Annotated in this window: 23 protein-coding genes; 7 read left to right on the top strand and 16 right to left on the bottom strand. The window is 41.3% G+C overall.

Annotated features, from left to right (window positions below; genetic code table 11):
• The first annotated feature begins 151 nt into the window (after positions 1-151).
• On the top strand, positions 152-973 hold the full coding sequence (gene dapB, locus GO593_RS06030; RefSeq protein ID WP_001271383.1) for a 4-hydroxy-tetrahydrodipicolinate reductase: 822 nt from the start codon (positions 152-154) through the stop codon (positions 971-973).
• 51 nt (positions 974-1,024) lie between these two features.
• Positions 1,025-1,678, top strand: a complete 654-nt coding sequence (locus tag GO593_RS06025) for an START domain-containing protein (protein ID WP_001036017.1) — start codon at positions 1,025-1,027, stop codon at positions 1,676-1,678.
• 40 nt (positions 1,679-1,718) lie between these two features.
• On the opposite strand, the gene GO593_RS06020 is transcribed toward GO593_RS06025, so the two are convergent.
• Together GO593_RS06020 and dkgB are read right to left on the bottom strand one after the other, a co-directional pair.
• Positions 1,719-2,909, bottom strand: a complete 1,191-nt coding sequence (locus tag GO593_RS06020) for an MFS transporter (RefSeq protein WP_001097146.1) — start codon at positions 2,907-2,909, stop codon at positions 1,719-1,721.
• 4 nt (positions 2,910-2,913) lie between these two features.
• A complete protein-coding gene (gene dkgB, locus GO593_RS06015; RefSeq protein WP_001025231.1) occupies positions 2,914-3,717 on the bottom strand; it encodes a 2,5-didehydrogluconate reductase DkgB in 804 nt (267 codons plus the stop codon).
• Between the two features lie 120 nt (positions 3,718-3,837).
• On the opposite strand from dkgB, the gene GO593_RS06010 reads away from it, so the two are divergent.
• Positions 3,838-4,740: a LysR family transcriptional regulator gene (locus GO593_RS06010; RefSeq protein WP_000843079.1), complete on the top strand. Its 903-nt coding sequence runs from the start codon at positions 3,838-3,840 to the stop codon at positions 4,738-4,740.
• Here the strand turns inward: GO593_RS06010 and GO593_RS06005 are convergent.
• Positions 4,724-5,098, bottom strand: a complete 375-nt coding sequence (locus GO593_RS06005; protein WP_000770105.1) for a hypothetical protein — start codon at positions 5,096-5,098, stop codon at positions 4,724-4,726. The genes GO593_RS06010 and GO593_RS06005 overlap by 17 nt on opposite strands.
• 90 nt (positions 5,099-5,188) lie before the next feature.
• Between GO593_RS06005 and GO593_RS05995 the strand changes: the two genes are divergently transcribed.
• Entirely contained in the window at positions 5,189-6,613 is a 1,425-nt protein-coding gene (locus tag GO593_RS05995) for an aminotransferase-like domain-containing protein (RefSeq protein ID WP_000143924.1), read from the top strand.
• Positions 6,614-6,615: 2 nt separating this feature from the next.
• On the opposite strand, the gene ahr is transcribed toward GO593_RS05995, so the two are convergent.
• From ahr to GO593_RS05955, 8 genes are all read right to left on the bottom strand, one after another.
• A complete protein-coding gene (ahr, locus tag GO593_RS05990) occupies positions 6,616-7,644 on the bottom strand; it encodes an NADPH-dependent aldehyde reductase Ahr (RefSeq protein WP_000069843.1) in 1,029 nt (342 codons plus the stop codon).
• Between the two features lie 38 nt (positions 7,645-7,682).
• Entirely contained in the window at positions 7,683-8,243 is a 561-nt protein-coding gene (locus GO593_RS05985; protein WP_000857017.1) for a DNA-3-methyladenine glycosylase I, read from the bottom strand.
• Between the two features lie 30 nt (positions 8,244-8,273).
• The gene (locus tag GO593_RS05980) at positions 8,274-8,519 is read right to left on the bottom strand and encodes a hypothetical protein (RefSeq protein ID WP_001287365.1); all 246 of its coding nucleotides are present in this window, start codon (positions 8,517-8,519) and stop codon (positions 8,274-8,276) included.
• 9 nt (positions 8,520-8,528) lie between these two features.
• Entirely contained in the window at positions 8,529-9,065 is a 537-nt protein-coding gene (locus tag GO593_RS05975; protein WP_001252461.1) for a M23 family metallopeptidase, read from the bottom strand.
• A gap of 47 nt (positions 9,066-9,112) precedes the next feature.
• Complete coding sequence (gene mutY / locus GO593_RS05970; RefSeq protein WP_001113869.1) at positions 9,113-10,147, bottom strand: A/G-specific adenine glycosylase; 1,035 nt, start codon at positions 10,145-10,147, stop codon at positions 9,113-9,115.
• 140 nt (positions 10,148-10,287) lie between these two features.
• Positions 10,288-10,650: an HIT family protein gene (locus GO593_RS05965; RefSeq protein ID WP_000130110.1), complete on the bottom strand. Its 363-nt coding sequence runs from the start codon at positions 10,648-10,650 to the stop codon at positions 10,288-10,290.
• A gap of 185 nt (positions 10,651-10,835) precedes the next feature.
• A complete protein-coding gene (locus GO593_RS05960) occupies positions 10,836-11,573 on the bottom strand; it encodes a dienelactone hydrolase family protein (protein ID WP_000100765.1) in 738 nt (245 codons plus the stop codon).
• A 171-nt stretch (positions 11,574-11,744) separates the two neighbouring features.
• Positions 11,745-11,903, bottom strand: a complete 159-nt coding sequence (locus tag GO593_RS05955) for a DUF1328 domain-containing protein (RefSeq protein WP_000490267.1) — start codon at positions 11,901-11,903, stop codon at positions 11,745-11,747.
• 194 nt (positions 11,904-12,097) lie between these two features.
• Here GO593_RS05955 and GO593_RS05950 point away from each other — a divergent pair, with 194 nt between their 5' ends.
• The 3 genes from GO593_RS05950 to GO593_RS05940 all read left to right on the top strand — a co-directional run bounded on the left by GO593_RS05950 (position 12,098) and on the right by GO593_RS05940 (position 15,209).
• Positions 12,098-12,556, top strand: coding sequence for a YcgN family cysteine cluster protein (locus GO593_RS05950; protein ID WP_000102818.1), 459 nt, complete (start codon positions 12,098-12,100; stop codon positions 12,554-12,556).
• 112 nt (positions 12,557-12,668) lie between these two features.
• The gene (locus GO593_RS05945) at positions 12,669-13,838 is read left to right on the top strand and encodes a PQQ-dependent sugar dehydrogenase (RefSeq protein WP_074162152.1); all 1,170 of its coding nucleotides are present in this window, start codon (positions 12,669-12,671) and stop codon (positions 13,836-13,838) included.
• 105 nt (positions 13,839-13,943) lie between these two features.
• Positions 13,944-15,209, top strand: a complete 1,266-nt coding sequence (locus GO593_RS05940) for a replication-associated recombination protein A (protein WP_001285409.1) — start codon at positions 13,944-13,946, stop codon at positions 15,207-15,209.
• Between the two features lie 15 nt (positions 15,210-15,224).
• Here GO593_RS05940 and GO593_RS05935 read toward each other — a convergent pair whose 3' ends face one another.
• From GO593_RS05935 to dapA, 5 genes are all read right to left on the bottom strand, one after another.
• Entirely contained in the window at positions 15,225-16,064 is an 840-nt protein-coding gene (locus GO593_RS05935; protein ID WP_000349489.1) for a formate/nitrite transporter family protein, read from the bottom strand.
• A gap of 285 nt (positions 16,065-16,349) precedes the next feature.
• The gene (locus GO593_RS05930) at positions 16,350-16,553 is read right to left on the bottom strand and encodes a hypothetical protein (protein WP_000418560.1); all 204 of its coding nucleotides are present in this window, start codon (positions 16,551-16,553) and stop codon (positions 16,350-16,352) included.
• Positions 16,554-16,745: 192 nt separating this feature from the next.
• Positions 16,746-17,465 (bottom strand): phosphoribosylaminoimidazolesuccinocarboxamide synthase, encoded by a 720-nt coding sequence (purC, locus tag GO593_RS05925; protein WP_000917863.1) that lies wholly within the window; start codon positions 17,463-17,465, stop codon positions 16,746-16,748.
• Positions 17,466-17,502: 37 nt separating this feature from the next.
• The gene (locus tag GO593_RS05920; protein ID WP_001177091.1) at positions 17,503-18,105 is read right to left on the bottom strand and encodes a hypothetical protein; all 603 of its coding nucleotides are present in this window, start codon (positions 18,103-18,105) and stop codon (positions 17,503-17,505) included.
• Between the two features lie 15 nt (positions 18,106-18,120).
• Positions 18,121-19,014, bottom strand: a complete 894-nt coding sequence (dapA, locus tag GO593_RS05915; protein WP_000193600.1) for a 4-hydroxy-tetrahydrodipicolinate synthase — start codon at positions 19,012-19,014, stop codon at positions 18,121-18,123.
• Positions 19,015-19,055 lie beyond the last annotated feature (41 nt).

Genomic DNA, 19,055 nt, shown 5'->3' with positions numbered 1-19,055 from the left:
GTGGCTCAGTAGTGTGCAGATCAATTCTTTAACTTTTGTGAAAACAGATTAAATTCCGGTTCCCTTTAAAAAATATTTTTTACCTTTTATTGTGGGCAAAGAGTTTTGATATAGTAAGCCAATTATGTAAAACAGAAGATTGGGAAGGATTATGTCAGCAGCTCCACGCATTGGTATTTTGGGTGCAGGCGGCCGTATGGGTCGTACACTTATTCAGGCAGTTCAACAAGCAGGCTATCAATTGGCTGCGGCAATAGAGCGTCCAGAAAGTAGTTTGGTCGGCACAGATGCTGGTGAACTTGCAGGAATTGGTTCAGTGGGTGTGAAGGTTTCAGGAAGCTTGGCTGATGTACTTAAAGATTGCGATGTAATCATTGATTTTACTGCACCAGCTGCAACCGCCCAGCATTTAAAGCTATGTCGTGAAGCTGGGGTGGCTATGGTGATTGGCACCACAGGGATGTCTGATGAGCAAAAGGCTGAATTGGATGAAGCAGCAACGCATACACCTGTTGTATATGCTGCGAACTACTCTGTTGGCGTAAATGTATCAATCAAGTTACTTGAGCTTGCAGCAAAAGTATTTGGCGATACAGTAGATATTGAAGTAATTGAAGCTCACCACCGTCATAAAGTAGATGCACCGTCAGGTACTGCATTAATGATGGGTGAAGCAATTGCGGATACGTTAGGCCGTAACTTAAAAGAAGTTGCTGTTTATGGTCGTGAAGGGCATACCGGTCCACGTGATCGTCAAACCATTGGTTTCGAAACCATCCGTGGTGGCGATATTGTAGGGGAACATACGGTCATGTTTATTGGTGAGGGTGAGCGTGTTGAAGTCACTCACAAAGCCACTAACCGTATGAACTTTGCTGCCGGTGCAGTACGAGCTGCTGCATGGGTTGTGGGCCGTGAAGCGCGTAAATATGATATGAAAGATGTTTTAGGGTTGAACGACGTACAGGTGTAAACCATCTGTACACTTCCCATATGTGGCGAGAAAAACAAGATAGAGCAGAACATGAATAAAAAACAAATTGCTTTGACCACTCTTCTTTGCTTAAGCAGCCTCTATACAGGGGCTGCCTCTACAGACAAGGCTAAACTCAGCCTGGACCGTAATCATATTAAAGTGTGGACCTATCAAAAAGCAGATAACCCAGTCTTTCAATATAAAGCGGAAACAACGTTTGATGTACCCCTTGAACGCGCTGTGGCGGTAATTTTAGATGTAGATCGTGCAGCTCAATGGGTGCCTTATATGGGCAAGGTCCAAATGCTTTCTCAGGATGAAAAGAAAGGCGAATTCACTTTATATATGGTGTTAGATTTTCCTTTTCCGCTAAAAGATCGCGATGTAGTGGTTAAAGGAAAAATGAGTAAAGCTGCCAATGGCCTAATTACTATTAAAAATACGGCAGTTAATAGTAACTATCCTATACAACCCGATGTCGTGCGCCTAACACGCTATGAAGGGGACTGGACATTTCAGAAACTTGCCAATAATAAAGTCAAAGTCACCACTAGTGGCTATGCTGATCCAGCGGGTGCAATTCCGTTGAGCTTCGTCAATATGTTTGTTCAACAGCAACCTTATCAGATGCTGCTTAAAATGAAACGGGAAGTAATGAACCCGATTTATGAGCAACCTAAGTTGCCGGAAATTTTAAAATAAATAAGCTAAAAAAAGCGCCTGATCTCAGGCGCTTTTTTTATTAGTCTGAACACTGTTGTAGGGTTTGAGCGGGGCTGCTTTCTCGTTTGATTTGGAATAAAACCAATAACAAACCTAGTCCCGCCAGTAAGGCACCAGCAAATGATACTGCGCTATAACCCCAACCTAAATCGAGTACTAACGCACCTGCTGCTGCACCGACTGCATTACCTAGGTTAAACGCACCGATATTTACTGAAGAGGCAAGCCCTGGAGCTTCATGAGCGACTGACATGACACGCATTTGTAATGGCGGTACTAAAGCAAAGGTTGCTGCACCCCATATCACCAACGCAATGGCTGCTCCAATCTGGCTTTGAGCAAGAATTGGGAAAGTCACCATCATCACGATCAACAATACCAAGAAACCAATCAGAGTTTTGTTGATGGACAAGTCTGCAAAACGGCCACCTAAATGGTTACCAATCGAGAAACCGACACCAATCAACACCAACATGAACGTAATGAAGGTCGGTGAGGCATGTGTAAACTCAGTCAAACTTGGCGCAATATAGGTGTAGAGCGTAAACATTGCACCTGCACCGAGTACGGTAGTGAGTAATGCGAGAACCACGGGGGTACGCGTTAATACTTTTAACTCGGCCTTCACGTTTGGTTTTTGGGCAACCATACCTTGCGGTAATGCTTTCCACAAAGCGAGCATAGTAATAATGCCGAGCACGGAAATCGCAAGGAAAGACATACGCCAGCCAATGTTTTGCCCAACCCATGTTGCTAAAGGCACACCACCAATATTGGCAATGGTTAAGCCCATAAACATGGTTGCCACTGCACTAGCCTGTTTATGCGCTGGTACAATACTCGCTGCCACAACAGAACCAATTCCGAAAAAGGCACCGTGGTTCAGGCTTGTAATGAGACGTGCACCTAATAAGCTCATATAATTTGGTGAAAACGCTGCAATCAGGTTACCGACCGTAAAGATCGCCATCAAAAAAATAAGCGCATTACGTCGTGCAAAACCACCAAACCACAGGGTCATAAACGGTGCACCTAGCATTACGCCAAGTGCATAGCCTGTAATTAACATACCGGCTGTTGGAATTGAAATCCCTAAATCATTAGCGATGTTCGGAAGTAACCCCATTGGAGAAAATTCCGTGGTGCCAATGGCAAAGGCACCAATTGCCAATGCCAATAACGAGAACGCCGTATTTGATTGAGTGTTCATGAGTTTAGTCCCAAACTGGTGCCCATGGCTCTGGGCTAACTTCACGACTGTTACGGTCGAGTTCGGCAATCATTTGCATTTCAGCCGCAGTTAACTCGATATCCTGTGCTTTTAAATTACTAATCAGGTTTTCACGTTTAGTCGAAGATGGAATGACTGCAAAACCACGCTGCAATGCCCATGCTAATGCAATTTGCGCTGTCGTTGCTTTATGAGCTGCTGCAATCTCCGCTAAAACAGGGTCTTGAAGCACTTTGCCGTATGCAAGCGTCATGTATGAAGTGACATCAATATTCTTCTCTTGTAAAAAATTCACAAGTTTATGGTTTTGAAGATAAGGACTCAGCTCAATCTGGTTCGTTGTAATATGCTCTACACCAATTGTGTCAATTGCTTGTTGGGTAAGTGCAATATTGAAGTTTGAAATACCAATTTGTTTGGTTAAGCCTTGTTGTTTTGCTTCAAGTAAAAGCTGCATGATTTCAGGAATTGAAACGCCTAAATCCGGTGCTGGCCAGTGAATCAAAGTTAAATCGACATGGTCAGTACGAAGCTTTTGTAAGCTCTCTTTTAAGCTTGGAATAAACTTCTCTTGAGCAAAATTATCTACCCAGATTTTTGTAGTTAAAAACAAGTCCTGACGTGATACGCCACTTTCAGCAATCGCTTGACCAATTGCTGCTTCATTTTCATAGATTTGAGCAGTATCAATTGCACGATAACCGACATCTAGCGCATTTTTAACAGAATCAATCACAGCTTGTTCTTTAAGGCGGAAAGTTCCTAGACCAAAACGTGGGATATTCATGTATTCACCTGAAATTAAATAATTGTTTAACTTGAGGTGCATTTTGCTTTTTTTATTGTTGCGAAAAAATAGATGAATAAGCAAAATATCTTTGATGTTTAGTCAATAATAGAATAAACCATGAAATCAACAATTGAAGAACTTGTTGCCTTTATCACAATTGTTGATACAGGTTCATTTGTGGCAGCAGCAGAACATTTAAAGCAAACACCTTCGGGGGTGAGCCGATCTTTAACCCGCTTGGAAGCAAAGTTAGATGTGACTTTGCTAGAGCGAACAACGCGTAAATTGAAATTGACTCAAGAAGGGCAACAATTTCTTATAAAGGCCCGTAAAATTTTAAATGAGCTGAATGCGGCCGAAGAAGAACTACAAAAGTCTGATCAAGGTACTGCCGGTCTTATTCGGGTTGATTCTGCCACACCGTTTGTTTTGCACGTGATTGCACCATTAATGCATAAATTCCGTGAGTGTTACCCCGATATTGAAATCGAATTAAATAGCAATGATCAGGTGATTGACTTACTTCAGCATAAAACCGATGTCGCATTTCGATTTGGGGAACTTAATGACTCTAGTCTGCACGCCAAGTTGGTATGTAAGAGCCGTTTATATATTGTGGCAAGTCCTGACTATCTAGCTCTTAAGGGAACGCCAACACAACCTGAAGAACTTGAACAGCATGATTTGATTGGTTTTACTAGACCTACTTATATCAATAGTTGGCCAATTAAAGTTGGCGATGAATATTTTTTTGCCCAATCAAAAATTAAAGCATCGAGTGGGGAGACCGTACGCCAACTGACGATTAGAGGACACGGCATTGCGCGACTATCTGAATTTGAAATTTGGAAAGATATGGAAGAAGGGCGATTGATTGCATTATTTGAAGACAAAATTGAGCATCAATATCAAAGCATCCATGCTGTATATTATCAACAAGAGCATCTACCAAAACGAATCCGTTTATTTATCGAATTTTTGGCAGAACAATTAAAAGATGGTTTTAAAAACGCTCTCTAAAGGTCGTATAACTATCGGTTGGAATATGAACTTCTAAAATAGGTGTCGTTTGTCCTTCTGCCGAATGTTGAGACAGAAAATAGCTTTTTTGCTGTTCTCGGCAGCTAAAATATAGTTTGGAATAGACTGAATTCACCATTACAACTTCATTTGAGCTATTTCGTTTATATTGATAATGAGAAATCGCACTGGTCTCGTCATCAGTCCGTTGCTCCATTTTGTAGTCTTGCTGGTTGGTCATTTTTAAATAACCTTCAATCAAACTTTGGCAAACCGTGTGTCTGTACTGTTCATTTTTTGGTTGTGGTTGGCAACCTGCTAAAACAATAGTAAATAACAATATAACTTTTAATTTCATTGGCTTGCTACTCTCTGAGTTGATTTCCATAGCCTAAAGGTGTTCTATAAACCAGTACAGATACAGAAATTTTTAAAAAAGCAGCACAGAATGACTTTTCAATATCAGGTTCTTGCCAATCAATTAGCACATCGTATTTATCAAGATGAACTTAAACCTCATCAAAAGCTCATTTCCTTACGAGATTTTGCCCGACAACATGGTATTAGTTTAAGTACAGCAAAAAGTTGCTATGAATTGCTTGAGGCGAGGGGACTCATTTATGTAAAGCCGAAGTCGGGTTATTTTGTAGTTGCTCGTACCCCATCTAGCCCTATTCCGGATAGTCCGGATTTCTTATCTTTGCCTCGGCATGTCTCAAATCTGGAGTTGCATAACCAAATTCAGGAAGCTGCCTTACAAAGTCATCTTGTACCTTTGGGATCGATTCAGTTAACGCCGCACTTTATTCCTGTAGAAGGTTTACGTCGTTCTATTCAACGTGCTTTAAAAAATTGTCAGCCTCAAGATTTTCTTTATTGTAATAAACAAGGCCATGAACAATTAAGAAAAGCGCTATCCGATCATTGGCGTGAAGATGGTATTTATATCGCTCCAGAAGATATTTTTATTACCAATGGCTGTATGCCGGCTCTGTCTTTAGTGATTCAGAAGCTTACTGAAGTGGGCGATAGTATTCTTATTCCTACACCCACCTACAATGGTCATTTACAGTTATTAGCAAGTTTAAAACGACAGATTGTTGAGATTCCGGCAGATCATCGCGGAATTGATCTTGAGCGCTTAGAGTCCTTAATGCAGCAAGGTTTGGCGAAGGTTTGCTTAATGACAGCGAACTACCAAAACCCTTTAGGATATTGCTTTAGCAACACGGAGAAGCAGAAGATTGCTGAATTAGCTGCAGAGTATCAGTGTTTTATTATTGAAGACGATATTTTTGGTGAATGTGGCTACAGTAGCGAGCGACCATTACCCATTCGATATTGGGACCGCGAAGGTTATGTGATTTGGTGTGGTTCGGTTTCTAAGTCTTTGTCGAGCGCGTATCGAGTAGGATGGTTTTGTTTAACGACAAAGTTAGAGCATTTAAAACTTGAACTGCTGGTAAGTAATATTGGCGTGAATACGCCCTTACAGTTAGGTCTAGCTGATTTTATTTATAGTCGTGGTTATCGAGAGCATTTAGAGCAGTTAAGACCCAACTTGATGCGACAAGTCGAAGAATACCGTAGCTGTATTTTAAAAGCCTTTGAAGGTATACCAATTGCATTGAGCCAGCCCGAAGGCGGATATGCATTATGGATACAGTTACCTAAGTGTGTAGATGGTTTAGCGCTCTATTACACTGCCCAAGCTCAGGGAATTACTGTAGTACCGGGTCATGTTTTTGGTGAGGATGAACGCTATCGACATTTCATTCGTTTAAACGCAGGCCATGAGTTAACAGCAGATGTCCGCCAAGCAATTATGAGCTTGGCAGATTGGTCGCGACAACAGATGCAAACAGTGAGTTAGTTTTATTCTGCAAAGTCTGCTTTAAGCACAATGCGGTAGCGTGCTTGACCTGAGTGTAGACGTTCAATTGCTTCATTGAGCTGTGACATTGGAAATAGCTCAATTTGAGGCGCAATTTTTTTGCGTGCGGCAAACTTTAAAAGTTGGCGTAGAGCGGCAGGTGAACCTGTAGGTGAACCAGTTACTGATTTGGCACCATCAATGAGAGAACCTACAGAAACAGGAACAGGTTCTAGTGTAAGTCCTAAGAAGTGCAAAGAACCGTTTGGTGCTAGCGTAGAAATGAAAGCACGCCAATTTAAAGACACATTTACGGTACTCAGCAATAAATCAAATTTACCCTTTTGAGCTTTTACCGCTTCTGTATCGCGGCTATTCACCACATGGTCGGCTCCCATAGCTTTGAGTTCTTCGGTTTTATCTGGGTTAGAACTAAAAGCCGTAATTTCACAGCCCCACGCTTTAAGGAGCTTAATGGCGATATGACCCAAACCACCAATACCAATCACACCCACGTGATGTGTTGCCTGAATTTTGTGTTTGAGTAATGGGTCAAAAACGGTAATTCCGCCGCAAAGTAAAGGGCCTGCACTTTCGGGGTCTAAATCTTCGGGAAGGGGAATGGCCCATTGCCAACCAGCACGAACCTTATCGGCAAAGCCACCCGCATGTCCCACGATTGTTGCGACATTTTCGCCCGTACAAAGAACTTGCTGACCACCAATACACTCATCACAGGCTTGGCAACTCTCAGCGGTCCAGCCAATACCGACACGTTGCCCAATTTGTAGTCCTTTGGCTTCTGAGCCTAAAGCAACAATTCGTCCAATAATTTCATGGCCTGCAACTACAGGGTACACGGTTGAGCGCCATTCATTATTTAAAACAGAAATATCAGAATGACACAAACCACAGTATTCAACTTTTACCTCAACCTGATGCGGTTGTAATTCACCTGCATCAAATTGGTATGGGACCAGTTTTTCACCTGCCTGCATTGCAGCATAAGCCTGAATCGTATTATTGCTCATCGGAAACTCCTTAAGCGGATTTGAACCGTTCTGGTGGGTTATGAAGCTTTAAATTGACAATCATTTTCATGGTCATTGACCATACCCACTGCCTGCATAAACGCATAGCAGGTGGTTGGACCAACAAATTTGAAACCATTTTTTTTAAGCGTTTTGGAAAGTTTTAGGCTGAGCTCAGTTTGAGCAGGGGCGTTGCGATAATCTACAACATCATTGTGTTGAGGAGTGGCATCTACAAACTGCCAAAGCCATTTAGAAACATCACCAACTTGGGCTTTAAGGGCTTGCCAAGCAATTGCATTATCACGAATGGCTTTGAGTTTGCCTAAGTGACGAATTAAGCCTGCATCGGATAGTTTTGTTTCTAAAAAGTCATCCGTAAATGCGGCAATGTCAGCAATAGGATGATTAAAAAAGTGCTGGCGGTAGCTTTCTCTTTTTTTCAGTACGGTAATCCAAGATAGACCTGCTTGTTGTCCTTCAAGACAGAGCATTTCAAATAATCGGGCTTCGTCGTGTTCTGGTTTGCCCCATTCTTCATCATGGTAAGCAATATAGAGTGGATCATCGGAACACCATCCGCAGCGTTGAGTTTTCATGATGATGCTCCTTATATTTATCTTGGTATTTTAGAGTTTGAATGGTACCCATTCATTTGGGCGAGTATCCCAATAATACAGTTCAGCTTGAGTTAAGTCTTCAAACTTTAGCCAAAAGTCTTTGCCAACTTTATCTGAAAAACCGGTACTGATCAGTAGGGCATCATCACTGATTTCCATGATCCAGCCTTGATAGCTATTGCCATTTAAAATGATCTTTTGCTGGTTGCCAGACTCGGCAAACTCTACTAAGCGATTGATCAGCGCTTCCGACATAAAATGTTCCTAGCGTAAATATGAATAAGGATTAACAGCACCACGACCTTTACCATCTAAGTAAAGACCATAATGAAGATGAGGTGAAGTATAACGTGCATTGCCCGTGTTGCCGACATAGCCAATTAAATCACCTTTTTTGACATAGTCACCTACGTTTAAGCCACGTTTATGTCCATCAAGATGAGCATAATAATGCCATGTTCCTGCCGGGCCTAAAATCCAGATGACTTTGCCACCGAGGTTATTATTACGAAGATCGGCAATGAGCCCTTCAGTTGCACTGTACACTTTGGTTCCACGTGGAGCCAAAATATCAATTCCTTCGTGGCTACGGCCCTGACTCCGAGCAGCTCCCCATGTGTCTTTTAACTCATCTCGATCGACACCTTTTACCGGAACAGGAAGCCGACTTGGAAGCTGCATACTCTTGAGTTTGCTAACTTGAGCTGGTGAAAGCGGGGCAGGTTTTTTAGGTGCACTGGCACAGGCTGCCAATAGAATAATGAGAAAACCAAGTGAGAGATGGGAAACAAAACGTCGCACAAAATACTCCCTGTCACAGCCATATCAAAATTATTTTGCTCACTATGTCATGAACGGCTTGTCGAGATCAATTTTTTCATAGCAGTTGGGACACCTTTAGCAATAGCTTGTTCTGGGCTTAACCATTGGCCTTCAAGTTCAATCGCCAGATGTTCTTTTTGATCAGGTTCCACGTGGAACACATGAGTATTAAGTAACCATGTGAAGTGAGTAAAGCTATGACTGATCTGAAAAGTTTGTGGTTGAGGTTGTAGCTTAAATTGCTGACTTAATTTCAAGCGTTCATGTTCATTTTCTAAAATAGGTAAACAAAATAAACCGCCCCATAGACCATGAGCTTGGCGTTGCTGCCAGAACCATTCATCTGCGCACTGAATAATAAGAACATCTGCCGTTTTAACAGGTGGTGTTTTTTTTGGTTTTTTAAAAGGTAATTCTTGCTCTAAACCTTGCTTGTAAGCCTGACAATGAGCTTGCATTGGACAATATAAACAAAGAGGCTTTTTAGGCGTACAGATGGTTGCACCCAAGTCCATAATTGCTTGAGTGTAGTCATGATTACGATGAGTAGGGCAAAGTTCTTCAGCTAGTTTCCACATTTCACGTTCGTGTTGTGGCTTGCTTAAGTCATCTTCAATAGCAAAGAAACGGGCTAAGACACGTTTCACGTTGCCATCCATAATCACGCCATACTGACGTAAACCCAAAGACATGAGTGCACCTGCGGTCGAGCGACCAATGCCCGGTAGTGCAATCCATTCTTCTAGGGTTTCAGGAAATTTACCTTGCTGTGCTACAAGGCCAGCGGCTTTATGCAAATTGCGGGCACGAGCGTAATAGCCAAGACCTGCCCAATAAGGAGCTACTTCATCCCAAGTTGCATAGCCTAAAGCTTCTACAGTTGGGAAGCGTTCCATAAAGCGGTCAAAATATTGCAGAACTGTTTTTACCTGAGTTTGCTGTAACATAATTTCAGAAACCCAGACTTTGTATGGATCATCTGCGACTTGCCAAGGCAAATCATGCCGACCATGTTGATCGAACCAGTTTAAGAGGGCATCAGAAAAAGAAAATTCAGGCATGAACAGCTATAGAAGAAAAGTAAGGGCTAAATTATAGCTGAAATTTGGGTGAAATTTTGTTTAAAGCAACCGAAGAAAATGGACATATGAAAACAGGGACTACATCAAAAATGTAGTCCCTATTCTATGAGTAAAAAGGATTAATCCTTTTGTACACCCCAACGTTGATCAAGTTTCAACGGTTGATTTTTGTAATATGGGATGACATGAATGTGGAAATGGTCAGAAGTCTGTCCAAACACTTCACCATCATTAAAGCCAATATGGAAACCGTCTGGCTGATGGCGAAGCTGGGTTTCATGACGGGCAATTTCAAGAAGTGTCAGTAAGCCTTGGTGCTCTTTAGACGTAATATCAAAAAACGAGCTGACATGGCGTAGTGGAGTCACTACACAGTGACCTTTAGACAACGGATTTGGGTCTGGTAAAATTACAGCAAATTCATTCTTATCAATGATGTCATATTCATCAAAATCGCAATACGGACATTTCTTGTCAGTCATTGTTGTATCCTCTCATGTTATTCCATTAAACCCCGAGTGCGGGAAATAAGACTAGGCTTTGCTCTAGCTCAACGGGAGTATATTTATTGAAGTATGGTTTAAAAAATACAGTAAAAATATTGCAAAGTCATAAACATTTAAGGGAGCAAATGCGAAAAATGCCATTTGCTCCAAATTTGCTTCTTTTATTTTAAAGTACGTTCTAATAAAGCGTACATTTTAGCAAGGCCTTGTTTCTCCGCTTCGCTGTTGTAGCCAAGGTCTACACCATTCGCTTTAGCTCTTTCATCTGCAAGCGGGTTACTAAAGCCATGTTTAGCATCTTTTAAAACCACTACCTCATGTTTAACCTCAGCAGCTTGCATCTCTTTTTCAAAATTAGCAACATCTTCTAAGGTGACCATGCTGTCTAGTTCACCATGTAGAACCAATACCTCACCTTGAATGTTGCCTTTTTGAGCAGGAGCCTTAGGAGCTAATGTACCATGAAATGTCGCAGTTGCTTTGAGGGGAGCACCTGAACGAGCTAGATCGAGTACCACTTTGCCACCATAACAAAAACCTACCGCTGCAAGTTTTTCACTATTTACTTCCGGTTGAGCAGCCAAAGTCTGAAGACCTGCGTTGGCACGATCAGTCACAGTGTCTAGATCTTCAAATGTCTGCATCATCCATTCATAAGCTTGAGCTGCAGTCGTTGTTACTTTTTTATCGCCATACATGTCAATTGCAAGTGCAGCATAACCGTGTTCAGCAAGTTCACGCGCACGTTGTTCAGTGTATTCGTTACGACCCCACCACTCAGGACCAATAATGATACCTGGTACAGGTGTTTCACTTTCTGGAGCCGCAAAGTAACCAATTAAATGGCTACCATCTGGTGCAGTATATTGAATTTCACGGGTTTTAATTGCTGTACTCATGACATTAATCCTGAAATTAAATTCGATTTAAATACGCTTGATTAAAGCATAAAAAATAAAAGCCATATAAATAACTATGTAAAAAACTACATCAAAAGAAAAGCATAGAAATATTTATGCAATAAAAAAAGAAGGAACGAGTTCCTTCTTTTTGATATGGTCATGATTAAATTAAGTTCGGCCTCGCGAAATAAAACCAATAACAGCGAGAATTACAGCTATCACTAATAAAATCACGGCAAAGTCTTTAGATAACCCTGCAACACCACCAAACCCTAATAGACTGGCAATGAGTGCAATCACTGCAAAAATTATTGCCCAACGGAACATATGCTGTCCTCCTTATTTTTCATTGTCTTTTTACTATATAGCGTGTTTTTTGCACGAAATGTGTCGTTTATGTGGTTGAAATGTATATTAAACAATCATTTTGTGATGCCAAAAATACGGCTTCTTTTCTTAAGACCAGCGTACTTCAATGCTATAATCTGATTTTGCTTGATCTATATAGCCGTTAAAATCTTATGTCTACCGAGACCTCACTTCGTCCATTGTTTTGGAAAAATTATACGCTAGAGCAGCTGACTCAGGCTGAGTGGGAGGCACTATGTGATGGATGCGGATTGTGCTGTTTGGTCAAGCTAGAAGATGAAGATACACATGAAGTTGCGTACACCAAAGTGGCGTGCAAGTTGCTTGATTGCAATACTGGACGTTGTTCTGACTACCCAAACCGTCAGCAGCAAGTACCCGACTGTTTACAACTAACACCGGAAACTTTAAAAACCATAAACTGGTTGCCATCGAGCTGTGCCTATAAACGTTTGAATGAAGGCAAAAATTTACCTTCTTGGCACTATTTAAATACGGGTTCCAGACAAAGCGTAGTGAAAGCGAAAAAGTCGGTAGCAGGGCGTTGTATTCCTGAAACTGATGTACATGAAGATGATATCGAAGATTATGTGGTGCGTTGGGTACGTTAATACGCTCCCGATGGGCATTTTTAATTACAGCGTATAATAAAGTAACATTTTTATCGTAAATTTTTTAATCATCTCCGTTATATAAAAATAAAAGCAAAAGGAGATAAAAATGATGAGACGATTAGCAGCCCCCTTATTATGTAGTAGTTTCTTCCTGTTAATGGCCTGTGGCTCTAATAATACTAATTCAAAAAATCCTGAACAAAATACAACTGCAAAAACAGAGCAGACCAGCGCTGCCAAACAAATTTATCAGGTCGAGGCAGTCGCACATTTTAAAGAGCCTTGGGCGATCACCAGTTTGCCTGATCAACGCTTATTGGTGACTGAACGGCAAGGTAAGCTAAAAATTTTTAATCCACAAAATAAACAGATGTTGGATGTCCAAGGTATTCCAGCCGTAAGTTATGGTGGGCAGGGCGGTTTAGGTGATGTAGCCTTGCACCCGGACTTTGCCAAAAACCACTGGATATATCTTAGTTATGCAGCCAAAGGGCAAGGTGGGTCTGGTGCAGTGATTTCACGTGCGAAACTAGATTTATCTAATCCTAATCAGCCAAAACTCACCGATATAAAGCAGATTTGGCAGCAAGTACCTAAAGTCTCAGGACAGGGCCATTATGGGCATCGCATGCTTTTTGGTGCAGATGGTAAGCTTTGGGTCAGTTCAGGCGAGCGTCAAAAGTTTGAGCCTGCCCAAAATATGAAAAGCAACTTGGGCAAAATCTTGCGTTTAAATGACGACGGTTCAGCAGCCTTAGGTAACCCTTTTTATGAGCAAGGCGGTGTCACTGCTGAAATATGGTCACTTGGACATCGTAACCCATTAGGAATGGGCTTTGATCGTAAAGGACAGCTATGGGTGGTTGAGATGGGGCCTAAAGGTGGTGATGAGCTTAATATTATTACCAAAGGCGAAAACTATGGTTATCCGATTGTTTCAAATGGAGATCATTATTCAGGTCAGCCTATTCCAGATCATCACACGCGCCTAGAGTTTAAAGCGCCAGAAATTGACTGGACCCCTGTAATCTCACCGTCGAGCTTAATTATTTATCGCGGACAACAATTTCCCGCATGGCAAAATAAAGCTTTAATTGGCGGGTTATCTTCAGAAGCAATTGTAGTTGTAGATTTAGAGCATAAACCCGTAAAAGAAGTGCAAAGATTAGAGATGAAGCAACGTATTCGTGGGTTACATGAAGCACAAGACGGTTCAATTTGGGTAATTGAAGATGGCCCCAATGCTCGTTTACTCAAGCTGAGTAAGAAACCCTCTTAATGCTAGGAAATACCCTGTCAATAAAGGATGTGTCTCATAGATTCAAATTGTAGATTTCTGTGAGACACAATAGACTATAGTGAAAAGACGATAAAGCTATTTGAGATGTCAGACACCCATATTCCACTTCCTGAACGCCTGCGCCCGAGAGACTTGTCTGAAATTATTGGGCAAGATCATTTGTTAGGTGAACATGCGCCCTTACGTCAAATGATTGATCAGGGGCATTTGCCTTCTATTATTTTTTGGGGGCCGCCAGGCGTCGGTAAAACGACAATTGCTTTGCTTTTAGCTCAGGCAATAGATCGTCCATTTGTGAGCTTATCTGCGCTGAATACGGGCGTAAAAGAATTACGTGAAGTGATTGCAGAAAGTGGTGACTTACTGACACCAGTAGTTTTTATTGACGAAATCCATCGCTTTAATAAATCACAGCAAGATGCATTATTAGGTGCCGTAGAAAAAGGTAAAATTACCTTAATTGGCGCCACCACTGAAAACCCGTCTTTTGAAGTCAATAGTGCACTTTTATCACGCTGTCAGGTCTATACCTTAAACAGTTTAGACAGTGAGGCAATTCAAACGCTACTTAACAATGCACTCCAAAACGATAAATTTTTAAAAGAACGCTATATTCATATTGAAGAATATGATGCTCTTTTACAGTTTGCAGCAGGTGATGCTCGTAAAGCACTCAATTTACTTGACTTAATTGCAAGTACTTTTGAGCCAGAAGTTGAAAATACCATTACCAATGCGGTTGTAGTAAAAGTCGCTCAGCAAAATATTGCGCGTTATGACAAATCGGGTGAACAGCATTACGACCTCGTTTCCGCCTTTATCAAATCGATTCGTGGTAGTGATCCGGATGCGGCTTTGTACTGGATGGCGCGGATGCTTAAAGGTGGGGAAGATCCGGTTTTTATTGCAAGACGTATGTTGATTGCCGCTTCAGAAGACATTGGAAACTCGAATCCAAATGCATTATTGCTTGCAGGTGAATGTTTCCGTTCTGTACAGGCGGTGGGAATGCCTGAGGCTCGAATTATTCTAGGTCAAACAGCAGTTTATTTAGCGACCAGTGCAAAAAGTAATAGTACTTACCTCGCGATTAATAAGGCCTTGGAACTTGCTGAGAAAACGGCAAATTTACCAGTACCTTTACACTTGAGAAATGCGCCAACCAAACTGATGAAACAGCAAGGTTATGGAATTAATTATCTCTATCCTCATGACTACCCTGAGCACTTTGTACTGCAAGATTATTTGCCGCCTGAGTTAAAGGGAACCAAACTCTATGAGTCGGCAAGAAACAAGCGTGAAGTTGAAGGTGAACGCCTACAACAACGCAGATGGCAGCAGGAACAATAGTTTTATTGTTTCCTGCTATTGTTCCAATTCTTCAGTCACTTGACCATAAATCAGCAGGGTAAACACGCCTGTACCACCAATAATATTGCCAATGGTGGTTGGGATTAGGAAATTAAACAGATATTCACCAAGAGAAGCTTCTCCTTGCCAGACCAGATAGGACATTTCCGTAGAGCCAACGACCACATGGGTAAAGTCGCCTAGTCCTATTAGATAAGTCATGAAAAAGATGACTAGGAATTTATTGCTAACAGAGGGTAACATCCAGACCAATGCAGCAATTAAAAGCCCAGACATAACTCCTTTAAGCAGATTTTGGGTGGCGGAAAAAGACGCAACATGATGTGCGAGTTCATCTAGGGCTTTGTCAATGTTTGGAGTAAACAGGTCGGTGGTCAGGAAGAATAAACTCGCCAAAGCTGTTCCAATGATATTGCATAGAAACACGATTCCCCATAGACGGCCTACAGCTCGTAATTTGTCTAAGGTAAAGGGCTTAAATAGGGGCACAACTGTAGTAATGGTATTTTCGGTAAAGAGCTGCATGTGTCCTAAAATAGCGATCAGGAATCCAATGGTATAACCGAAATTGGTAATTAAATCGGTCCAGATGGCATCAGTTGGGATATAAGAAGCAATAATTGCCTTAAATACAAATGAAAAACTGATGACGAGACCTGCTGCAATGCCTGAAAAGATGAGCGCGGCTGTCGGGCGATCTAACTCTTCGGCACCATCACGGCGAATAATTTCATATACTAAACGGGGCGACAGTTTCTCGTGTTCTTCAACTGCCATTTTTTCACGCCAGCTTAGGGTTTGATCGACTTTCTCTTCTTCTAGTTCATGGTCCATCGGGTTTACTCCTCACTGAATAAATAATTTATATTTATCGTTTTTTATTTATTGTTAAGGCAGTGTTCAGGATAAATCTAGAAGATTCCTACCAGCTTTATGTGTTTTTTTATAAATTGAACACTCTGGGGGTAAGCGAACTAGAACAATAATGCATGAAGAAAAGAATCGACCAGACCTGAGAGAAAAGTTAAGTATAAGAAAAGATAGCAAACTCAATCAGCCTGCTATAAAAAGTGTAACGTTGAAGTTAAGCGCTTGTAGTCATGAAAATGGCAACAATAATTAAAACAAGGTATATGCTCTCAAGGTACGTATGAGTTTCATATAGTCGCCTTGGGAAGCTTCAGAAATGACAGTTTCGACTTCAGCTTGGCTCCATCCCTGCTTTAAGGCAGAGTGGCTAAAATTAGATAAAATTACTAATGGATTTTCACCAAAATGGATTGGATGATTCATTAATCTCTTTTCAGGCTTAAATAGTTCCATAGACTCATCCTATTTAAAAATTTAATTATTGTGATGCAATTTATATTTTTTTTGATTTTAGTGCCTTGTTTTGAGATTGTGCAAGTCATAATTTAATTAAATATACAAATCTGTCTACTTTTCCTAAATTCTAGGGTGCTGAAAATAAAAAAACCGAGCTGAAATGCTCGGTTTTTTATAAAGTTGAGCTGATTAGATGTCAGATAAATCTACGCCTAAACGAGCAGCAACTTCTTCATAAGCTTCAACAACACCGCCTAAGCCTTGACGGAAACGGTCTTTGTCGAGTTTTTTCTTAGTATCTTTGTCCCATAAACGGCAACCGTCTGGAGAGAATTCGTCACCAAGTACGATACGATCATGGAAAACACCAAATTCAAGTTTGAAGTCCACCAAAATCATGTTGCCTTCAGCAAATAATGCTTTTAATACATCATTTACTTTATAAGTTAACACTTTCATTTGTTCTAACTGTTCAGCAGTTGCCCAACCTAAAGCAATCGCTTGAGATTCGTTAACCATTGGATCGCCTAGGCCATCATCTTTGTAGAACAATTCAAATGTAGGAGGAGTTAACTCTTTACCTTCTTCTACACCTAAACGACGGCATAGAGAACCTGCTGCATAGTTACGGATTACACATTCAACAGGAATCATTTGAAGTTTTTTAACAAGAACTTCAGTTGGAGAAAGCAATTTTTCAAAATGCGTTTCGATACCCGCTTCAGCAAGTTTTTCCATGATGAAGGCGTTAAAACGGTTGTTCACCTTGCCTTTACGATCTAGTTGTTCGATTTTTTCGCCATTGAACGCAGAGGCATCATCACGAAAGACTAAAATCAGATGGTCGGCATTGTCTGTTTCATATACAGATTTTGCTTTACCAGTATAGAGCAAGGTTTGTTTTAACATGAGGGAACCTTTTTTAAAAAAAATGCCTAGTAAACGACTAGGCTGGCCAATTTTGGTAAATCTGGTTTAACACTTCTGCGGCAACATCAGGGCTAGCAAAAGTGTTATCTGGATTAAATAGAGCAAGGCTATGACTAGAGCCAACACCAGTGAGCTTAAGCACATATGTATTGTCATTTACTTTAATCGTCGCTTGATTGTTACCTTGAGCGATGACGTTGTAATTTAACGTGCTTAACGTAGCTTTGGTGTATTGCCAAATCTCGGCAGTACTTCCATCAATTTTTAACAGTGGATTTTTATTACCATCTGTCACAAGTTGAGGGCGACCAAGCGCACTACCTGTTTGAGCAGATGCATCTGCTGTCGTATCAGTTTGAAGTGGTTCAGGACGTGGCAATGCAAAACGATTGCCACGCTTGTTTTCAAACTTCGGTGCGTGATCGATAGCAAGCTGGTCTACTGTTGGTGCAGGATACAAAGGTGTCGCTGGTCGTACAGTTGCATCGGCAGGGTACTCAAGTGGGGCGAGTTGCTTTGCATTTTTATAATCTAAAGAGTGATTATTGAGTGCGAAGCGACCACAGCCAGCTAAACTTAAGGCTGAAACTGCAAGGACTAAACCAAGACGTAATTGCATCATAAATTGCTCTTATTAAATAATTCCCGCATCTTTTAGGGCATTGCGGAGAGGTTCGCGATATTGCTCAGCGAGAGGAGTGAGTGGTAAACGAATACCAGTATCAATCAGTCCCATCTCATGTAGTGCCCATTTCACAGGAATTGGGTTTGATTCGCAAAATAGAATATTGTGTAAATTTGCAATCTTATTGTTAAGCGTCTTTGCTTGTTGCTCATCTTTTGCAATTGCAACCGCACATACTTCGCTCATTGCTTTAGGTGCAATGTTTGCAGTAACCGAGATATTACCGTCTGCGCCAAGAAGCATAAGTTCCCATGCAGTTTCATCGTCACCTGAGTACACAGCCATCTTGCCGTTTAAAGCATCAATTAAAGCTTTACCGCGCGGTACGTCACCTGTTGCATCTTTAATGCCGACAATATTTGGAATTTCCGCTAAACGAACAGCTGTATCGTTTGACAAATCTACACCTGTACGACCAGGTACGTTGTAAAGAATAAGCGGTAATTCAACAGCTTCAGCAATCGCTTTATAGTGTTGGTAAAGGCCTTCTTGAGTCGGCTTGTTATAGTATGGGGTTACAAGTAAAGCTGCATCTGCGCCAAGGTCTTTGGCAGCTTTAGTTAATTCGATTGCTTCACGGGTTGAGTTTGCACCAGTACCGGCAATAATTGGAATACGTTTGTTGGCTACACGAATAATTTCTTTAATAACCTGTGTGTGCTCTTCCATGCTCAATGTTGAGGCTTCGCCGGTTGTACCGACGGCTACAATACTGTTTGTACCTTGTTCTATGTGCCACTCAACCAGCTTCTCAAGACTCTTCCAATCTACACCGCCATCTTTCAACATGGGAGTGACGATTGCGACGATTGAGCCTTGAATGGTCTGTGCTTGCTGAGTCATTTTAAAAAATATCCTATTTATCCATCCGAATCTGAGGTAAG

Source organism: Acinetobacter baumannii (genome assembly GCF_009759685.1).
Taxonomy (GTDB): domain Bacteria; phylum Pseudomonadota; class Gammaproteobacteria; order Pseudomonadales; family Moraxellaceae; genus Acinetobacter; species Acinetobacter baumannii.
The sequence above is the reverse complement of the archived record's forward strand: the minus strand, read 5'-3'. Positions and strand labels throughout refer to the sequence as shown.

Coding starts and splice junctions, on each gene's coding strand:
- GO593_RS05960 (WP_000100765.1), bottom strand. CDS start 11,573: ATGAGTACAGCAATTAAAACCCGTGAAATTCAATATACTGCACCAGAT.
- GO593_RS05965 (WP_000130110.1), bottom strand. CDS start 10,650: ATGACTGACAAGAAATGTCCGTATTGCGATTTTGATGAATATGACATC.
- GO593_RS06020 (WP_001097146.1), bottom strand. CDS start 2,909: ATGAACACTCAATCAAATACGGCGTTCTCGTTATTGGCATTGGCAATT.
- GO593_RS05940 (WP_001285409.1), top strand. CDS start 13,944: ATGTCAGACACCCATATTCCACTTCCTGAACGCCTGCGCCCGAGAGAC.
- GO593_RS06010 (WP_000843079.1), top strand. CDS start 3,838: ATGAAATCAACAATTGAAGAACTTGTTGCCTTTATCACAATTGTTGAT.
- dkgB (WP_001025231.1), bottom strand. CDS start 3,717: ATGAATATCCCACGTTTTGGTCTAGGAACTTTCCGCCTTAAAGAACAA.
- GO593_RS05930 (WP_000418560.1), bottom strand. CDS start 16,553: ATGGAACTATTTAAGCCTGAAAAGAGATTAATGAATCATCCAATCCAT.
- GO593_RS06005 (WP_000770105.1), bottom strand. CDS start 5,098: ATGAAATTAAAAGTTATATTGTTATTTACTATTGTTTTAGCAGGTTGC.
- GO593_RS05935 (WP_000349489.1), bottom strand. CDS start 16,064: ATGGACCATGAACTAGAAGAAGAGAAAGTCGATCAAACCCTAAGCTGG.
- GO593_RS05945 (WP_074162152.1), top strand. CDS start 12,669: ATGAGACGATTAGCAGCCCCCTTATTATGTAGTAGTTTCTTCCTGTTA.
- dapA (WP_000193600.1), bottom strand. CDS start 19,014: ATGACTCAGCAAGCACAGACCATTCAAGGCTCAATCGTCGCAATCGTC.
- GO593_RS06025 (WP_001036017.1), top strand. CDS start 1,025: ATGAATAAAAAACAAATTGCTTTGACCACTCTTCTTTGCTTAAGCAGC.
- GO593_RS05985 (WP_000857017.1), bottom strand. CDS start 8,243: ATGAAAACTCAACGCTGCGGATGGTGTTCCGATGATCCACTCTATATT.
- dapB (WP_001271383.1), top strand. CDS start 152: ATGTCAGCAGCTCCACGCATTGGTATTTTGGGTGCAGGCGGCCGTATG.
- GO593_RS05950 (WP_000102818.1), top strand. CDS start 12,098: ATGTCTACCGAGACCTCACTTCGTCCATTGTTTTGGAAAAATTATACG.
- purC (WP_000917863.1), bottom strand. CDS start 17,465: ATGTTAAAACAAACCTTGCTCTATACTGGTAAAGCAAAATCTGTATAT.
- mutY (WP_001113869.1), bottom strand. CDS start 10,147: ATGCCTGAATTTTCTTTTTCTGATGCCCTCTTAAACTGGTTCGATCAA.
- GO593_RS05980 (WP_001287365.1), bottom strand. CDS start 8,519: ATGTCGGAAGCGCTGATCAATCGCTTAGTAGAGTTTGCCGAGTCTGGC.
- GO593_RS05920 (WP_001177091.1), bottom strand. CDS start 18,105: ATGCAATTACGTCTTGGTTTAGTCCTTGCAGTTTCAGCCTTAAGTTTA.
- GO593_RS05995 (WP_000143924.1), top strand. CDS start 5,189: ATGACTTTTCAATATCAGGTTCTTGCCAATCAATTAGCACATCGTATT.
- ahr (WP_000069843.1), bottom strand. CDS start 7,644: ATGAGCAATAATACGATTCAGGCTTATGCTGCAATGCAGGCAGGTGAA.
- GO593_RS05955 (WP_000490267.1), bottom strand. CDS start 11,903: ATGTTCCGTTGGGCAATAATTTTTGCAGTGATTGCACTCATTGCCAGT.